The sequence below is a fragment of the Microbacterium sp. UFMG61 genome, assembly GCF_015354505.1.
Lineage (GTDB): Bacteria > Actinomycetota > Actinomycetes > Actinomycetales > Microbacteriaceae > Microbacterium.
The window spans coordinates 1-16,344 of the sequence record NZ_JACAFP010000026.1 but is presented as its reverse complement, the minus strand read 5'-3'; the positions used below and the strand labels follow the sequence as shown (position 1 = coordinate 16,344).

Here is a 16,344-nt window from a genome sequence, read left to right as displayed (position 1 = left end):
GGCCGGGGCAGAGGACCGGGGACAGGACAGGGGCGGCCGGGGCTCAGCGGGTCGTGTGCGCGTTCAGGAAGTCGATCGTCTTCTGCAACGCCGTCTGCGCGTCGGGCATGTCCAGGTGGAACTGGTACTCGTGCGGCAGTGCCGGCTCATGCGGTGCCGGCCAGAAGAGCGTGGTGACGTCCACCCCGAGCTCCTCGAGCCTCTTCGCCATCGGGATCGACTGCAACCAGGTGAGTCCGTCGCCGTTTCCTCCCGAGATGTACGTGGTCGGGAAATCCGCCGTCACCCAGTCGATCGTCGACATCGTCGCTCCGGTCGAGTCCTCCGCCCACGTCTTGGTGCCCGAGTAGGCCCACATCGAGGTCTTGAGGCCCCAGCCGACCACCCCGTCGAGGGTGGCGAGGGCCGCGAGGTCGTAGACGCCGCAGTTGAGCACGGTCGCCACCACCTGGTCCTTCGCCAGCGCGGGCGTGATGCCCATGATGTCCGCGTAGTCGGGGCTCGTCATGAGCGTCGCCATCTGACTGGCGAGCTGCCCTCCGGCCGAGTCGCCGGCGAGCACGATCTGGTTCGGGTCGACGCCGAGCTCGTCGGCATGCGCGTCGATGTACGCGAGCGCGTCGTTGAGCTGGTGCACGGCGAGCGGATACACGCCCTCGGGCCCGATCGTGTAGTTCACCGCGATGGTCGTGTACCCCTCGGCGGCGAGGATGCGCATGTACGGGTCGACGTTCTCCTTCGCCCCCGAGATCCAGGCGCCGCCGTGGATCCAGACCACCGTCGGCAGCGGGCCGGAGGCGGATGCCGGTGTGAACACGTCCATCGTGGTGTCGGCTCCGCCGTCGGCGTAGGCCACATCGCGCTGCTCGGTGAGCGTCGTGTCGGGCACGTGCTTGTCCATCTCGGCGGCGGTCTCGTCGCCGCCCTTCGTGAACACCGAGCGGATCAGCATGGCGGAGGGCCACGGCGTGAGCGCACCGACGATAGCGATCACGGCAATGACGGCCACGATCAGCCCCAGCGCGACCTTCGTCCGGTGCCACGGTCGGCGAACCGTCGTCGCACGGACAGCTTCGCCTTCGGGCGCACTCGTTGTCATGGAAACCCCTCTCCGCGCCTCATCTTGGCAGTATTCCGGTGACTCCGGCGGGCGACAGGCACAGGCTGTCCGCTGCGCGACATCGCGATCGCCTAGCGTGAATCACAAGGGTTCGACGCCATCGCGTCGGCCCGGCCCCGTCCCCTGGGGTACCTGATGTCCGCGTCCGCGCGCCCGGAACACGCACAGCCCCACGTCGGCGGCGCACAGGCGACCGGCGGCGCACAGGCGACCACCGTCGCGCAGGCTTTCCGCGAGGGGGTCTGGGGCAGGGGTCGTCGAGCGCGCGCGGCGCTGTCGATCGCCGGGTTCTGCGGGCACCAGCTCGCCGAGGTCATGGTTCCCGTGGCGGTCGGCGTCGTGATCGACCGGGCGATCGCACCGGGAGACCCGGTGGCACTGGGGTGGGCGCTGGCCTTTCTCGTCGTCGTCTTCGCGGTGCTGATCTGCTCGTGGCAGGTCGGTGACCGGGCCGGCACGAAGGCCTACGCGCAGGGCGAGCACGCTCTGCGCCAGGGCGTGCTCGGGCTCGCCCTGCGTCGTCGCACGCGCCGCCCCGCCGGAGAGGTGCTGACGATCTCGTCGTCGGATGCGGGCGAGACCGCCGGTTTCTTCTGGGTCATCGCCGAGCAGGCGGCGGCGGCGACCGCGGTGCTCGCGGCGTGCATCACCCTGCTCGTGATCGCCTGGCCGCTGGCGATCGCGGTCGTGATCGGCACGCTCGTGCAGGCCCTCGTCGTGAATGCGGTCAGCGGCGGGCTGCGGCGACGCGGATACGAGGCGCAGAAGCAGGCGGCGCGACTCGACGCCGTGAGCACCGACTTCGCCACCGGGCTGCGCGTTCTCGGCGCGCTCGGGGGAGCATCACGGGCTGCGGAGCGCTACGTCGCCGAGAGCGCCGTCGCCGCCGAGGCCGCGTACCGCGCCGAGAAGGCGGCGGCCGGGCTGACCGCGCTGAACATCCTCGTCAGCGGACTCGTCTTCACCGGCATCGCCGTGCTCGCGGGCCGGCTCGCCCTCGACGGCGTCATCACGATCGGCGGCTTCGTCACGGCGATGGGTCTCGCCCAGACGATCCGAGGTCCGCTGCAGGCCCTCGGCTACCTCCCCGCGCAGATCGCATCGAAGCACGGCTCGGCCACCCGCATCGCGGAGTTCACGAGAGAAGCGGGCGCGAGAGCGGATGCTCCCGGCGCGCAGGCCGTCCAGGGCGTCCAGGCCGACCAGGACGGCACGGCCCAACAGGCCGACTCAACCACCGCGGCGCCGATCCCCACGGACGTCGTCGCGCGTCTGACGGTCGACGGAGAGACGCTCGACATCACGGCGGGCCGGGTCACCGGCATCCGCGCCGATCCCGATCGGATCGTCGATCTCGCCCGTCTCTTCAGCGGCCTGCGACACCCCGAGCCGGGAGAGCTGGTGATCGGGAACCGCGACGCTGCGCATCTGGGACATGACGGCCTGCGTGCCGAGGTGTTCGCGCCTCCGCACGATGCGGCCGTGTTCACCGGGTCGGCTGCCGAGAACATCGCGACCGAGATCGACCATGCCCGTCTCACGGCATCCGCATTCGATGAGGTCGTCGAGCGACTGCCCGACGGGCTCGCCGAGAGAGTGGGGGAGAGAGGACTCCGGCTGTCGGGAGGCCAGCGTCAGCGCCTGCTGCTCGCCCGCGCCCTGCATCAGCCGCAACGCCTCGTCGTGCTGCACGAGCCGACCACCGCGATCGATCCGATCACCGAGGCGCAGGTCGCGGCGGGCCTCGCCGCCGAGGGCCGGACGATCGTGTTGCTCACCGACCGCGCGTCTCTGCTGTCGAGCTGCCATCGCGTGCACGATCTGCGAGGTGTGGACGCATGAGCGACGAGAAGCTCCCGATCGCCCCGCGACGCGAGACGGCGCGGGGCCTCATCGCCGCTCTCCGCCGTCGCCGCGGACTCTGCGCTGCCGCGGTCGTCACGCTGTTCGCGGGTGTCGGCGCCGCTCTCCTGGCCCCGTGGATCATCGGGATGATGGTCGACGACATCGTCGCCGGCGGGGCTGCCCTGCTGCCGTTCGGCCTCGCGCTGGCGGGATCCATCGCGGCCGGTGCCGTGCTGACCTGGGCGGGACGCGTGCTCCTCGCACGACTCGGTCAGGGGAGCATCCGCGATGTCCGCGAGCAGGCGTTCCGGACCGCGCTCGCGCAGCCGTCCGCGCGCATCGAGAGAGCCGGCACCGGAGACCTGGTGGCCAGGCTCTCGGGTGATGTCCGCGCCGTAGGTCAGGTCGTCGAAGATGCTCTGCCCGCCTTCCTGACCGCGCTCTTCAGCATCGTGCTGAGCCTGCTCGGCATGGGGCTGATGGACTGGCGATTCGCGCTCGCCGCGCTGCTCGTGGCGCCCATCCAGTACTTCTCGCTGCGCTGGTTCCTGCGGCGCTCCGCCCCGGTGTACCGCGAGCACCGGGTGGTCGTGGCCGAGCGCGGCCAGCGCACGATCGAGGCCGTGCGCGGGGCCGACACCGTGCGCGCTCTCCGCGCCGAAGAGCGGCACCTCGCGGGCATCGCCGAGGCGAGCGAAGACGCCATCGCGCTCGAGGTGCGGGCGACCCGCGTGCGCAACGACTTCAACGTGTTCCTCAACGGGGCCGAGCTCGTCGGTCTCGCCGCCGTGCTCGTGGTCGGCTACCTGCTCGTCACCGGGGGCGAGGTCGAGCTGGGGGCGGCGACCGCGGCGGCGCTGTACTTCCTCGGACTGTTCGGCCCGATGGGCAGCTTGCTCTACCGGGTCGACGACCTGCAGGATGCCGGGGCCAGCCTCGTGCGCCTGTTCGGTGTGATCGGACTGCCGACCCCTGCCGAGCGCTCGATCCGTCGTGGGGCGGAACGCGAGTCCGTCGGCGACAGCACGGCGCTGCGGGGAACGATCGATGTCGAGGGGCTGGACTTCGGCTACCGCCCCGATCGACGCGATCTCGATGCGATCTCGCTCACGATAGCGCCGGGGGAGCGGGTGGCGATCGTCGGCGCGAGCGGTGCGGGCAAGACGACGCTCGCACGCGTGCTCGCCGGTGCGCTGCCGGTCGGCGGCGGCGCGGTGCGCCACGACGGGAGTGCCATCGATCAGTGGCATCCGCACGATCTCCGCGACGCCGTCGTGATGCTCAGCCAGGAACCGCACGTCTTCGCGGGCACCGTGCGAGACGACCTCGCACTGTTCAGCGACGCCGACGACGAGCGGATGCGGGGTGTGATCGCGCAGCTCGGTGCCGACTGGATCCTGCGGCTGCCCGACGGGCTCGACACCGAGATCGGCGAGGCCGGGCATCCGCTCACTCCCGGGCAGGCACAGCACCTCGCCCTCGTGCGCGTGGCGCTGTCGGCGGCATCCGTCGTGATCCTCGACGAGGCGACGGCCGAGGCGGGATCTGCCGACTCCGAAGTGCTGGACCTGGCCTCGCTCGGCGCGATCGGCGACCGCACCGGCATCGTGATCGCGCACCGGCTGAGCCAGGCGGCCACCGCCGACCGGATCCTCGTGATGGCCGACGGACGCGTCGTGCAGTCGGGGTCCCACGCCGAGCTCGTGGCGACGCCCGGCCCCTACGCCGAACTGTGGGCGGCCTGGACGGCGTGGTGACGGGATGGGCCAGTCGGCGCCCGATCTGCGGACGAGTGCACGGATCGCGGACTGATCCGGCGAATCCTCCGGCAGATCGGGACATGCTCCGCAGATCGGGACCGGAACAGCGACGTCAGACGGGACGGGCCGAGTCAGCGCCCGGCCAGCACCGCCGCCGTGTCGCTGATCGTGATCTGCGGCGGGTAGAGACCCATCACGTGCATGGCTGCCGCGTGGTTCTCGGCCGTCGACCCCGCGCACGCGTCGGCGGCGACCGTGACGTGCGCCCCGGCATCCGCTGCGGCCAGCGCCGTCGAGATGACGCAGCAATCGGTCGAGACGCCGGTGAGCACGACGTGCGCGCCGCGGCCCACGATCGCCTCGATCTCGGGGCCCCACTTGCCGAAGGTCGGCAGGTCGAGCGTCGGATGTGGTGACAGATCGACCGCGTCGGGAACGAGGTCGAACAGCGGATCCGTCGGGGGCCGGTCGGCGAACGGCCAGGCCGTGCAGTACTCGCCCCACGAGGTCGAGCGATCGGCGGTCGGCATCCAGCGCGTCACGATCACCCGCTCGCCGAACGACTCGGCGAGCGAGCGGATGCGGGGCACGACGTCTGCGAAGAACGGCGACCCCCACGCGGAGTCGGGCGACGCGAAGATCGTCTGCGGGTCGATCACGACCAGCCAGGGCTGGGTCCCTGAGCCTGTCGACGGGCCTGTCACGCTCCCTGCTCCTGCCGGCGGATCCGGCCCGCCCGCGCGAACCAGGTGACCGCGAACGACAGGACGAGAGCGAAGAACACCCCGAGGTTGGCGTAGGCCCAGGCGCCGTCGACCCCGCCGACGAGGCCGAGCAGGTAGCCCTGCCAGTTGTTCCAGGGGGCGGCATCCGCGAAGCCGTTGAGCACGAAGCCCCAGCCGATCACGCTCGCGACGACCATGGTGCCGATCGAGATCCAGTCCCAGGCGCCGTAACGGCCGCGACTGTCGAACAGCGCGTCATCGTCGTAGTCCTTCGTGCGACGCAGGATGTCGGCGATCAGGATGCCCGCCCACGAGGCCAGCGGCACGCCGAGCGTGATGAGGAAACTCTGGAACGGACCGAGGAAGTCGGTGGAGAAGAACACGACGTAGATCGTGCCCAGGGTGAGGATCACCCCGTCGATCGCCGCGGCCGAGGGACGCGGGATGCGGATGCCGAGGCTCAGCAGCGTGAGGCCGGAGGAGTAGATGCCGAGCACCGCGCCCGAGACGAGCGCGAGCACCGCGGTGAGCAGGAACGGCACGAGAACCCAGAGGGGCAGGATCGTGGCGAGGGCGCCGATCGGGTCGGCGGCGATCGCGGCGCTGAGGTCGTCGTCGGAGCCTGCGAGCAGCAGTCCGAACACCACGAGGATCACCGGGGCGATCGAGCCGCCGATCGTGTTCCACGCGACGATCGCGCCGTCGGATGCCGTGCGCTTCTGGTACCGCGACCAGTCGGCGGCGATGTTGATCCAGCCGAGCCCGAAGCCGGTCATCACCATGACGAGCGCGCCGATGACCTGGCCGAGGCCGCCGTCGGGCCGGGCCATGACCGCGGCGATGTCGATGCTCGGGGCGGCGAGCACGATGTAGAGGATCGTCACCGCACCGGTGACCCACGTGAGCACCGACTGCAGCTTCATGATCGTGTGGTAGCCGAGCACCGAGGCCGCGACGATGAGGGCGGCGACGATGACGGTCGCGGTGATCTTCAGCGCGATGCTCTCGCCGTCGCCGCCGAGCTGCGTGATGACGGTGGCGGTCGCGAGCACCGCCATGATCGCGAGGAACGTCTCCCAGCCGATCGACGTCAGCCACGAGACGATGCCGGGCACCTTCTGGCCCTGCACGCCGAAGGCCGCCCTCGAGAGCACCATCGTGGGCGCCGAGCCGCGCTTGCCCGCGATGGCGATCAGCCCGCAGAGCAGGAACGACACGACGATGCCGACGACCGCCACGATCGTCGCCTGCCAGAACGAGATGCCGAAGCCGAGCACGAACGATCCGTACGACATGCCGAACACCGACACGTTCGCCGCGAACCACGGCCAGAACAGGTCACGCGGCTTCGCCGTGCGCTCGGATTCGGGGATGATCTCGATGCCCGCGCGCTCGATGAGAGCAGGCTTGATGTCCGTCATTCCCTCATCCTGGCACTGCGCAGGCTCGGTGGGGCACTGCGGATGCCTCGCAGGAGTCAGCCGGCGAAGAAAGCCCCCGCGACGCGGGCGAGGTCGTGCAGGTCCGAAACCCCCGCGAGCTCGCGCGCCGAGTGCATAGACAGGATCGGGATGCCGACGTCGACCGTGCGGATGCCGAGACGCGTCGCGGTGATCGGGCCGATCGTCGAGCCGCAGGGCACCGTGTTGTTCGACACGAACTCCTGCGTCGTGACGTCGGCGCTCTCGCACCAACGACGCCACGCGGCGGAGCCGACGGCATCCGTCGCGTAGCGCTGGTTGGCGTTGAGCTTGAGGATCGGACCCGAGCCGAGCACCGGCTGCACGACAGGGTCGTGCTTGTGCGCGTAGTTCGGGTGCACCGAGTGACCGACGTCGCTCGACAGGCACCACGACATCGACAGCGCGCGTCGGCGCTCCGAGGCGTCGGCTCCGAGGGCGTCGTAGATGCGCCCGAGGATGTCTTCGAGGAACGGACCCGCCGCGCCGGAGCGCGAGTTCGAGCCGAGTTCCTCATGGTCGAAGGCAGCGAGGATCGCGAGGGGGGCACCTTCCTGGGTCCCTGAGCCTGCACCTTCCTGGGTCCCTGAGCCTGCACCTTCCTGGGTCCCTGAGCCTGCACCTTCCTGGGTCCCTGAGCCTGCACCTTCCTGGGTCCCTGAGCCTGTCGAAGGGCCCGCGAGCGCCACGACTCCGGCGTGCACCGAGGCGAGGTCGTCGAGGCGACCCGACGCGAAGAACGCGTCGTCCTTGCCGAACACGGCGCCGCGCGCGGTGTCGGCGATCACCACGTCGTAGCCGCGGATGTCGGATGCCGAGACACCCGCCGATTCTGCGAGCTCGGCGAGGATGTCGGCCTGCGACGGGTCGCCCACACCCCAGACCGGCTGGGTCTGATACTGCTTGTCGAGTGCGAGCCCCGTGTTCGCCTCGCGGTCGAGGTGCACGGCGAGCTGGGGGAGACGCAGCATCGCGCCGGTGTCGGCGAGCACGACACGGCCGTCTGCGAGCGCGAGGCGTCCGGCGAGGCGCAGTTCGCGGTCGAGCCAGGAGTTCAGCAGCGGGCCGCCGTAGACCTCGACGGCGGCCTGCAGCCAGCCCTTCGAGCCCGTGGTGGGCTGCGGCTTGAGCTTGAAGCCGGGAGAGTCGGTGTGCGCGCCGAACACGTGCGCGGGTGTCGTGGCGACCGCATCCGTCGGAATCGTCCAGGCGATGGCCGCGCCGTCGCGGACGACGACGTAGCGTCCGCCGGGCGTCACATCCCAGGCATCCTCCTCGGCGAGACGCTCGAAACCGGCATCCTCCAGACGCCGGGCCACCTCGGCGGCGGCGTGATAGCTCGAGGGCGAGGCGGCGACGAAGTCGGCGAGATCCTCGGCGTGGGCGAGAGCGTCCGGAGTGACGGGCATGACGACCTTCCTGCTGGGGCGGTCCTTCGATCGTAATCGGGTCGGATGACAGGGAGTGCGGGGAAAGCGGCGGGGACCTGCCGGTGCTCGGCCGTTCACCGGCCGGACACCTGCATCCCCTACTCTCGATCTCGATAGCGCCTAGGGTTCCGGGGTCGCCTGCATTCCTGCGAATGCGAGGTCCCGTCTGGTCCGAGCGGCGCCACGGTGCTCCTCCGCAGGGGCGCCGTCATCTGACAGGACAAAAGCCCGGAGGACCCCGTTCGTCGCGCCGCGCGACGCGCAGGAGGGTCCGTCATGTCTTCGCTCGCTTTCGCTCTCGTCATCGCGGCGGCCGTCACCCACGCGGCCTGGAACGTCATCGCGCACGGCGTCAGCAAGGCGGGGATGCCGTTCCTCTGGTGGGGTGCGGTCGGGGGCACCGTCGTATGGATCGGCGTGATCCCTGTCACCGGAGGGCTCGGAACCGACGACCTGCTCGCGTTCCTGCTCGGCGTCGGGGTGTCGGCGGTGATGCACGTCGTCTACATGGCCGTGCTGCAGCGGGGATACCGCGCGGGCAATCTGTCGACGGTCTACGCGACGGCGCGGGGAACCGGACCGTTCCTGTCGGTGCTCGTCGCGGTGCTGGTACTGGGTGAGCGGCCGTCGCAGGTCGCTCTGATCGGTGTCGCGGCCATCATCCTCGGTGTGGTGGCGATCGGTGTCGTCGATCGCGGGCGAGCCGATGCCTCGACGCGGCGCCGCATCGATCCGGGACTCGTCTTCGGCCTGCTGACGGGGGTGGCGATCGCCGCGTACACGATCTGGGACGCCCACGCGGTGCGCACCTGGAGCCTGTCGCCGGTGGCGTTCATGGTCGGCACGATGCTGCTCGAGATCCCCTTCTACTCGATCGGGGTGCGACGGCGGTGGAGCGCGGTCTGGACGCTCGGGCGCACGCAATGGAGACGCATCGTCGCGTTCAGCATCCTCTCGCCGCTGTCATACATCCTGGTGCTCACCGCCATCCAGGTCGCGCCGGTCGCCCTCGTCGCGCCTCTGCGTGAGGTGAGCGTCGTGCTCGTCAGTCTGTTCGGGGTGTTCGTGTTGAAGGAGAGCCGGCCGGGATGGCGGATCGCCGCATCGGCGGTCGTGGCGGTGGGCATCGTGCTGCTCGCTTTGTGAGAATGGATGCCGTGGTCGTGTCCTGGTCGTATCGCCCGAGTGCCCCGTCGGATGCATCGTGGATCGCCGAGCTGCGTGCCGTGGTCATGAGGCCCGATCTCGAGCGACTCGGCCGGTTCGATCCGGTGCGCGTGCGGCAGAGGTTCCTGGATGCTTTCGAGCCGCAGCTCACGCGCGTGATCGTGGTCGAGGGCGTCGATATCGGGACGATCGCTGTTCGGCCGGCCGCGGGAGCCGTGTGGATCGAGCACTTCTATCAGGCGCCCGAGTGGCACGGTCGCGGCGTGGGCGGAGCCGTATTGGGGGCGACGCTCGCCGAGGCACGTGATGATGCGAGCCCCGCGCCATATCGATTGAACGTGCTCCAGGGGAGCGGGGCGAGGCGACTGTACGAACGACACGGCTTCGTGGTCGAGAGCGAAGACGAGGTCGACGTGTTCATGAAGAGGGTGCCGGTTTCCTGAGCGTGCCGGTTCTGGGTCCCTGAGCTTGTCGAAGGGTCCCTGAGCCGGTCTACCTGGATCCCTGCGGCTGCCGGTTTTGGGTCCCTGAGCTTATCTGCCTGGGTCCCTGAGCTTGTCGAAGGGTCCCTGAGCTTGTCGAAGGGCCGTGGGGTGGGTTTCGCTGGGTGGGTTTCAGTATCCCGGAACGATGGTCTGGTGTTCCGGAATATGCTTCTGATCGGGTCTTAAACCGGCCTGTTTCGGGGTGGGAATGTCGGTGGTGGCGGGTTGGATGGGGTCATGCCCACCCGCACCCGTGCTCTTCTCGACCAGGCGGTCTCCTGCCTGAGCGAGGTGCTGTCCGGGCCCGGACTGGTCGGGCTGTCGGACGCGGAGCGCATCGACGTTCTCGTCACCGCGGGGGCGGCGTTCCGGCGGGTGGAGGCGGTCGTGGTCGAGACTCTCGCGACCGCTCCTCTGACGTCCACGGATCTGGCTCACACGGCGGGGTGCCGCACCGAGAACGAGTTGCTGCAGCGCACGCTGCTGACCGACGTGCCGGCAGCGACCCGGTTCGGCAAAGTCGTCGGGCTGGTGCACCGGAACGTGAGCCTGGTCTCCGGAGACCGGCTCCCTGCCCGCTGGCCCGCACTGCGCGAAGCGATGCTCGATGGGGCACTCACGGTGGAGGGGTTTCTGGCCGCGGTAGGGCCGGTGGAGAAGTGCGGGGACCGGATCACTCTGGCGGACCGGTTACGGGCGGATGGGTTCCTCGCCGACCAGGCTCGCGGGCTGCGGGATGCGGATGCGGGACCGGATGCGCCGCGGGGACCGAAGCCGACACCGGCGGATCTGCAGATCCTCGCCCAAGCCCTCGTCGCACTGTTGGACCCGGACGGCGCGGAACCGAAAGACAAGAACGCCCAGCACCGCCGCGGCATCACGATCGGACGGTTGAAAGACGGGTTGCGGTCGATCCGTGGGTGGTTGTCCCCCGAAGTCGCCGCGCAACTGGAAACGATCCTCGACGCGATCAACAACCCCGCCCGTGACGGGGCGCCCGACCCAGGCGTCCGCTTCACCCCGAGCGGCTCACACGACAACGCGAATGATAGCGCCGACGGGTTCTTCGACGGCGAGCGCGACGATAGCGATAGCGATGCGCGAAGTGGCAGCGGCAGCGGCGGCGATGGCAGCGTCGACATCGATGTCGATGACGACGTCTCAGACCGCGATGATTCCCCTGCCGGGTTCGACCCGGCAGGGGAGGGTCTTCCCGATAGCGCAGACCCGGCGAACTGTGACCCGCGGGGCGTGATCGATCCGCGCACCGCGGACCAGAAACGACACGACGCGTTCGCCGCGGCTATCGGTATCGCGGCCCGTCACGCGTCGATGCCCACCATCGGCGGCGCGGCCCCGACCCTGGTCGTCACGATCGACGCGAAAGACCTCGCCGCCGGCACCGGGTGGGCGCGGCTCCCCGGCGCCCACGGGCACCCGTTCGGGCACGTCCCGGCGCGTGTCGCGGCGCAGACCGGCTGCACCGGCACGATCCAACGGGTGATCATGGACCAGGGTCGGATCATCGGGATCAGCACCACTCACCGGGTCTTCACCGCCCATCAACGACGGGCGATCATCGCCCGCGACCACGAATGTCTCATTCCCGGATGCCACACCCCGGCCACGTGGTGCGAGATTCACCACGTCACCGAACACGCCCACGGCGGCCCCACCCACACCGACAACGGTGTCCCGCTCTGCTACTTCCACCACCGCTCCCTCGACGGCTCCGGGTGGGAGATCCGCATGGCCACCGGGACCCCGCAAGTCAGAGGCCCCGCCTGGTGGGACCCCGAACAGGAATGGCGAACACCCCGACACAGCGTCCCCACCGACAACGCCGGACCTGCAACCCGCGCGCCGGCTTCAGCTGGAGTCAGATCGCAGAGCTTCTCGGAGTGACACGGCAAGCCGTTCACAAGAAGTACGGCAAACGTGTCGATCCGACCATCGAGGTCCCGAGACGGCGGCACTCATGAGCCGCATCGTCAGCACCATGAAGTGGCTTCGCGAGGTCAGCGTGCTCGCCGAAGACGAGCAGCGTCGAGCAGCGCACCCCGCCGACTCATCATCCGCGCGCAACTGCGGGGTAAGGCCGACAACATCTCGCGGGCGCTGCGTACCTGATTCGCGTCAGCGGAACTCGACCAGGCCCGCGTGGGCGGCTGTCACCAGGATCTGCACGCGGTCACGCACGTGCCACTTCGACATGATGCGCCCGAGGTGCGCCTTCACCGTACCCTCCGAGACGATCAGAGCGCGTGCGATCTCGGCGTTCGACATGCCCTGGGCCAGGCGCTGCAGAACCTCGTCTTCACGATCGGTTAGCTCTTCGAGGGTTCCGTCGCCGCCCACCGGTTCGGTGTCGCGCACGTGCTTGATCAGCAGTGAGGCGATGCGCGGAGAGAGCGAGCTCGCGCCGCTGTACACCTCGCGCACCGCGGCGACGATGCTCGCAGCGCTCGAGTCCTTCAGCATGTAGCCCGATGCGCCGGCGCTCAGCATCGGCAGAACGGTGTCGCTGCCGTCGAGCGTCGTCACCGCGAGGATCTTGACGTCCGGCCAGCGCTCGCTGATCACCGCGGTGGCCTCGATGCCGTTCATCTCGGGCATCTGCACGTCCATCATGACGACGTCGGGTCGCTCGCGCTCGACGGTGTCGATGCCTTCCAGGCCTGTCTCGGCCTCGGCGATCACGGTGATCTCGGGATCCCGTGAGACGAAGTGGGAGAGCGCAGAACGCACCAACGGGTCGTCGTCGACGATCACTACGCGGATTTCGGGCATGGAGGAAGCCTAACCGTGGTGGACCCTGGGTGCGACGGTATAGACCTTTGGCTATCGAGGTCTAGACGAGAGACAGATGTGCCGCGTGATCATCACCGAGATGATGAATACATCGCTAAACGAAAGTTCACATTTGGAGGTGAATTTATATGTCTTTTTGGGATCAGGTTGGTCGCTTCTTCGGCTTCTATCGTTAATCTAGCTGGCGAAAAGGAGATACTGAAGTATGGCTTCAAGTCTTGCGACGGGTGATCGCTCCGACGTCACCCGGCTCGGCAAGGGTGAGAAGCTCAGCACGATCGAACGGATCGCCGTTCTGGCGGTTCTCGGTACGATCCTCGTCTTCGACATCGTCGGACTGTTCCTCCCTCCGGGGTTGGAGCCTCTGGCAGCAGCTCTCAGCATCGCGTCCAGCGTGGTGCTGGCTCTCTATCTCTGGTCGCCTCTCGTCGCGACATACGCCCTCGGCGTCGTGTTCGCGCTCTCATTCATTGCCGGAACCCAAGCGCAGGTACTGACCACAGCCGCATTCGCGGCAGGTCTGATCGTGCGGCTCGGGTGGACCTCCTTGGTCCTCTCCTACGTCGGAGTCTTCCTCGTCGCATCCGCTCTGGTGGCGACCGGTGGCTCGACCGAGGTCTTCCATGTCGGCATCTTCCTCGTCGGGGCCGCTGTGTCCGGGGCCGTCGGGTACGCGCTTCGTCTCGCCTTCGCCAGGGGGCGGACGCTCGAGGCGCAACTGGCCGAGAAGGCCGAACAGGAACGACAAGCAGTTCTCGCCGAGCGACGATGGATCGCCGGCGAGTTGCATGACAGCATCGCTCACCACCTCACGGTGGTGTCGCTGCACGTGCAGATGCTCGATGACGATCGAGCAGGCGCGGCCTCACAGGAGGCCATTCGCATCGCCGCGCGCAAGGCGATGACCGACCTCCGCTTCGTGATCGACCTCGCCGATGACGGACCCCGCTCGACGGGTATGCCGTCGGGCGACCTCGCCTCGTCGATCGACGAGGCTGCAGAGGAGTTCGAGTCCGCCGGGCATCCCGTGCTCCGCAGCGGCGACCCCACCGACGAGCGGATCCCGCGCGCGGCCGAGATCATCCTCGCGCGCATCATGCGCGAATCGGCCACCAACGCGTTGAAGTACGCCGGACCGGGTGAGATCTCGATCGACCTCGACGTCAGTGACGAATCTGCCGCGCTCACCGTCTCCAGCCCGCTCTCCGCGACTCCGCGCCGCGAGCTCTCCTCGAGTCGCACCGGCATCGGGCGCATGGCTGAGCGCGTCCTCGGCGCGAGCGGCACGTTCGACGCCGGAGAGCTCGACGGACGTTGGGTCGTCTCAGCCCATCTGCCCATCGCACGCGTCTGACACGGGCCGCTCGGGCTGGCGCATCGCCAAGACTAGACAAAGGTCTAGGGCACATCTCGACGTTAGACCGTACTCCCTCGGTGAATACGCGGTCTACATTGGTAATACCCCAGAAATAGCGCATCCCCAGCGCTGTGATCGCGAGCGCGGTTCTTGGAATCTGATCCCCATCGCGCTCGCGATCGGCTTCTCTTCTGTCAGAGCGATCTGACGGCGAAGCGATCGCAGCGGCTCAGCCGCCGACCGCCCTCATGTAGTGCCCATCCGTCGAGATTCCGGATGCCGCCACCGTGAAGCGCACCACCTCGCTGAGGTATCGGTCCTCCGACGCCTCGAAGATGCGTCCCTCGGCGTCGCGAGAGATCCTGCTCAGACGCAGGATCGGCGTTCCCTGGGGAACCTGCAGAAGAGCAGCATCCTGCTCATCGGCCGCCACCGCGTCGATCTGATGCTGCAGTCCGACGATCGGATGCCCGCGCGAGCCGAGGTATTCGGTGATGGAGATCTCATCGGGGTCGACGGCGAAGAGCTCGCGTCCGACCGACTCGGTGAAGAACAGTCTCTCGAGCATCGTCGGTCGGCCGTCGAGCAGGCGCAGGCGCACCACGCCGACGATGATGTCATCAGGCGCGACGCCCAGCAGCTCCGCCCGGTCGCCGGCACGCCGCAGGCTGAGCTCCTGTGTCTTCGCGCCCGGTTCGACGCCGAGTTCCCGCGCCCATCGGGTGAACGGTACCGACACGTCGACGGCCTGGCTCGCCTTCTGTGAGACGACGCGCGCAGGACGCCCGCGTCCGGTGTCGATGAGCCCCTCGGCCTTCAGCGTCGCGAGTGCGTTCCGGATCGGGCCGCGAGAGGTGTGCCAGCGCTCGGCGAGGTCGGCCTCGGTCGGCACGTCGTCTCCGGGGCGCAGCGTGCCCGCCTGGATCTGCGAGCGCAGGTCGTCGGCGATCTGGGTGTATACAGCTTCGGCCACATAGGCATACTACTTCGGCATCCGGATCTCCGGATGCGCGTTTCTCTCGTGTTCATCCCGGGTAATCCCGGGTGAACGAACTCTGAACTCTTCCGAGTTAGGTATATATCTCGACCCCTCGCCTGTCAGAGTGGCTGACGGATCACCTCCCTCACCCTCGAAAGGTCCTCATGAAGCTCCGTGCTCTCCCCGTTCTCGCCGGCGCCGCGATCCTCGCGCTCGGCCTCTCCGCGTGCTCCGGCGCCGCCGAGGCGACCGGCAACTCCGGTGCCGCAGAGTCGTCGACCGCCGGCGGCTTCGCGGTCGATGAGAACACTCTCGTGTTCGGCGTCGTGCCCGACTCGGTCGACACCGAGACGAACTACCAGCCCCTGATGGACTACATCGCCGAGATCTCGGGCAAGACCGTCGAGTACCACGAGTCCACCGACTACGCCGCCCTCATCGAGGCCGCGGTCGCCGGCAAGGTCGATGTCGCATCGTTCTCCGGCTTCACGTACGTGACGGCCACGAACAACGGCGCGAAGCTCACTCCGATCTCCTCGATCGTCACCGAAGAGGGCCAGGAGCCGGGCTACTACTCGCAGGCGATCGTCCCGGTCGACAGCGACATCGACAGCTACGAGGACTTCGCCGGCAAGAAGGTCTGCTTCGTCGACCCGTCGTCGACCTCGGGCTATCTCTTCCCGTCGTACAACCTGCTCGAGGCGGGCATCGACCCCAAGACCGACATCACACCTGTCTTCGCGGGCAAGCACGACGTGAGCGTGCAGAAGGTCGGCGAGGGCGTCGAGTGCGAGGTCGGCTTCGCCGAGGACTCCGAGGTCGAGAAGTCGGATGCCGTCAAGGTCATCGACGAGACCATGGTGCCCGGCGCCCCGCTCGTCTACTCCTCGACCCTTCCCGACGATGTCTCGAAGACCCTGATCGACGGTCTCTCCGAGATCACGATCGACGACATCATCGCCGCGGGCATCGACAGCGCCGACACCGACGCCTTCCGCAGCGTGTTCTACGCCACGAGCCCGGTCGACGACGCGTACTACGACCTCATCCGCGACATCTGCGAAGAGACCGAAGCCGAGCAGTGCAAGGCCTGACCGGCTGAGCATTCCGGTTCGCCCGGCGCTTCGACAGGCTCAGCGACCCACTCGGTCCTGAGCCTGTCGACCTCCGCCCCGCCCCCTGGGTCCCTGAGCTTGTCGAAGGGC

At 68.6% G+C, this 16,344-nt stretch carries 13 protein-coding genes; 7 read left to right on the top strand and 6 right to left on the bottom strand.

Annotated features, from left to right (window positions below; genetic code table 11):
- Positions 1-43 precede the first annotated feature (43 nt).
- Positions 44-1,099: an alpha/beta hydrolase gene (locus IXW21_RS18080; RefSeq protein ID WP_194765621.1), complete on the bottom strand. Its 1,056-nt coding sequence runs from the start codon at positions 1,097-1,099 to the stop codon at positions 44-46.
- Positions 1,100-1,255: 156 nt separating this feature from the next.
- On the opposite strand from IXW21_RS18080, the gene IXW21_RS18075 reads away from it, so the two are divergent.
- Both IXW21_RS18075 and IXW21_RS18070 read left to right on the top strand, forming a co-directional pair.
- The gene (locus IXW21_RS18075) at positions 1,256-2,962 is read left to right on the top strand and encodes an ABC transporter transmembrane domain-containing protein (RefSeq protein WP_194765620.1); all 1,707 of its coding nucleotides are present in this window, start codon (positions 1,256-1,258) and stop codon (positions 2,960-2,962) included.
- Positions 2,959-4,722, top strand: a complete 1,764-nt coding sequence (locus IXW21_RS18070; protein ID WP_194765619.1) for an ABC transporter ATP-binding protein — start codon at positions 2,959-2,961, stop codon at positions 4,720-4,722. The genes IXW21_RS18075 and IXW21_RS18070 overlap by 4 nt, the downstream gene beginning before the upstream one ends.
- A gap of 134 nt (positions 4,723-4,856) precedes the next feature.
- Here IXW21_RS18070 and IXW21_RS18065 read toward each other — a convergent pair whose 3' ends face one another.
- From IXW21_RS18065 to IXW21_RS18055, 3 genes are read right to left on the bottom strand one after another with little or no spacing between them, the layout of a single operon-like run.
- Entirely contained in the window at positions 4,857-5,429 is a 573-nt protein-coding gene (locus IXW21_RS18065; RefSeq protein WP_194765618.1) for a cysteine hydrolase family protein, read from the bottom strand.
- A complete protein-coding gene (locus IXW21_RS18060) occupies positions 5,426-6,871 on the bottom strand; it encodes a purine-cytosine permease family protein (RefSeq protein ID WP_194765617.1) in 1,446 nt (481 codons plus the stop codon). Before IXW21_RS18060 ends, IXW21_RS18065 begins: the two co-directional genes overlap by 4 nt.
- Before the next feature lie 56 nt (positions 6,872-6,927).
- A complete protein-coding gene (locus IXW21_RS18055) occupies positions 6,928-8,319 on the bottom strand; it encodes a M18 family aminopeptidase (RefSeq protein ID WP_194765616.1) in 1,392 nt (463 codons plus the stop codon).
- Positions 8,320-8,616: 297 nt separating this feature from the next.
- On the opposite strand from IXW21_RS18055, the gene IXW21_RS18050 reads away from it, so the two are divergent.
- The 3 genes from IXW21_RS18050 to IXW21_RS18040 all read left to right on the top strand — a co-directional run bounded on the left by IXW21_RS18050 (position 8,617) and on the right by IXW21_RS18040 (position 11,897).
- Positions 8,617-9,486 (top strand): EamA family transporter, encoded by an 870-nt coding sequence (locus IXW21_RS18050; protein ID WP_194765615.1) that lies wholly within the window; start codon positions 8,617-8,619, stop codon positions 9,484-9,486.
- A 2-nt stretch (positions 9,487-9,488) separates the two neighbouring features.
- Positions 9,489-9,950, top strand: a complete 462-nt coding sequence (locus tag IXW21_RS18045; RefSeq protein WP_194765614.1) for a GNAT family N-acetyltransferase — start codon at positions 9,489-9,491, stop codon at positions 9,948-9,950.
- A 279-nt stretch (positions 9,951-10,229) separates the two neighbouring features.
- Positions 10,230-11,897, top strand: a complete 1,668-nt coding sequence (locus IXW21_RS18040) for an HNH endonuclease signature motif containing protein (protein ID WP_194765613.1) — start codon at positions 10,230-10,232, stop codon at positions 11,895-11,897.
- Between the two features lie 231 nt (positions 11,898-12,128).
- Here the strand turns inward: IXW21_RS18040 and IXW21_RS18035 are convergent, their stop codons facing one another.
- Positions 12,129-12,782, bottom strand: a complete 654-nt coding sequence (locus IXW21_RS18035; protein ID WP_228528755.1) for a response regulator — start codon at positions 12,780-12,782, stop codon at positions 12,129-12,131.
- Positions 12,783-13,008: 226 nt separating this feature from the next.
- Between IXW21_RS18035 and IXW21_RS18030 the strand changes: the two genes are divergently transcribed.
- Positions 13,009-14,157 (top strand): sensor histidine kinase, encoded by a 1,149-nt coding sequence (locus tag IXW21_RS18030; RefSeq protein ID WP_194765612.1) that lies wholly within the window; start codon positions 13,009-13,011, stop codon positions 14,155-14,157.
- A 232-nt stretch (positions 14,158-14,389) separates the two neighbouring features.
- On the opposite strand, the gene IXW21_RS18025 is transcribed toward IXW21_RS18030, so the two are convergent.
- Positions 14,390-15,133: a GntR family transcriptional regulator gene (locus tag IXW21_RS18025; protein WP_194765611.1), complete on the bottom strand. Its 744-nt coding sequence runs from the start codon at positions 15,131-15,133 to the stop codon at positions 14,390-14,392.
- Positions 15,134-15,303: 170 nt separating this feature from the next.
- On the opposite strand from IXW21_RS18025, the gene phnD reads away from it, so the two are divergent.
- A complete protein-coding gene (gene phnD, locus IXW21_RS18020) occupies positions 15,304-16,233 on the top strand; it encodes a phosphate/phosphite/phosphonate ABC transporter substrate-binding protein (protein WP_194765610.1) in 930 nt (309 codons plus the stop codon).
- The last annotated feature ends 111 nt before the right edge of the window (positions 16,234-16,344 follow it).

Excerpts from the sequence above, each read along its gene's own strand:
- IXW21_RS18045 (WP_194765614.1), top strand. The coding sequence starts at position 9,489 with ATGGATGCCGTGGTCGTGTCCTGGTCGTATCGCCCGAGTGCCCCGTCG.
- phnD (WP_194765610.1), top strand. The coding sequence starts at position 15,304 with ATGAAGCTCCGTGCTCTCCCCGTTCTCGCCGGCGCCGCGATCCTCGCG.
- IXW21_RS18080 (WP_194765621.1), bottom strand. The coding sequence starts at position 1,099 with ATGACAACGAGTGCGCCCGAAGGCGAAGCTGTCCGTGCGACGACGGTT.
- IXW21_RS18060 (WP_194765617.1), bottom strand. The coding sequence starts at position 6,871 with ATGACGGACATCAAGCCTGCTCTCATCGAGCGCGCGGGCATCGAGATC.
- IXW21_RS18030 (WP_194765612.1), top strand. The coding sequence starts at position 13,009 with ATGGCTTCAAGTCTTGCGACGGGTGATCGCTCCGACGTCACCCGGCTC.
- IXW21_RS18055 (WP_194765616.1), bottom strand. The coding sequence starts at position 8,319 with ATGCCCGTCACTCCGGACGCTCTCGCCCACGCCGAGGATCTCGCCGAC.
- IXW21_RS18050 (WP_194765615.1), top strand. The coding sequence starts at position 8,617 with ATGTCTTCGCTCGCTTTCGCTCTCGTCATCGCGGCGGCCGTCACCCAC.
- IXW21_RS18075 (WP_194765620.1), top strand. The coding sequence starts at position 1,256 with ATGTCCGCGTCCGCGCGCCCGGAACACGCACAGCCCCACGTCGGCGGC.
- IXW21_RS18035 (WP_228528755.1), bottom strand. The coding sequence starts at position 12,782 with ATGCCCGAAATCCGCGTAGTGATCGTCGACGACGACCCGTTGGTGCGT.
- IXW21_RS18040 (WP_194765613.1), top strand. The coding sequence starts at position 10,230 with ATGCCCACCCGCACCCGTGCTCTTCTCGACCAGGCGGTCTCCTGCCTG.
- IXW21_RS18070 (WP_194765619.1), top strand. The coding sequence starts at position 2,959 with ATGAGCGACGAGAAGCTCCCGATCGCCCCGCGACGCGAGACGGCGCGG.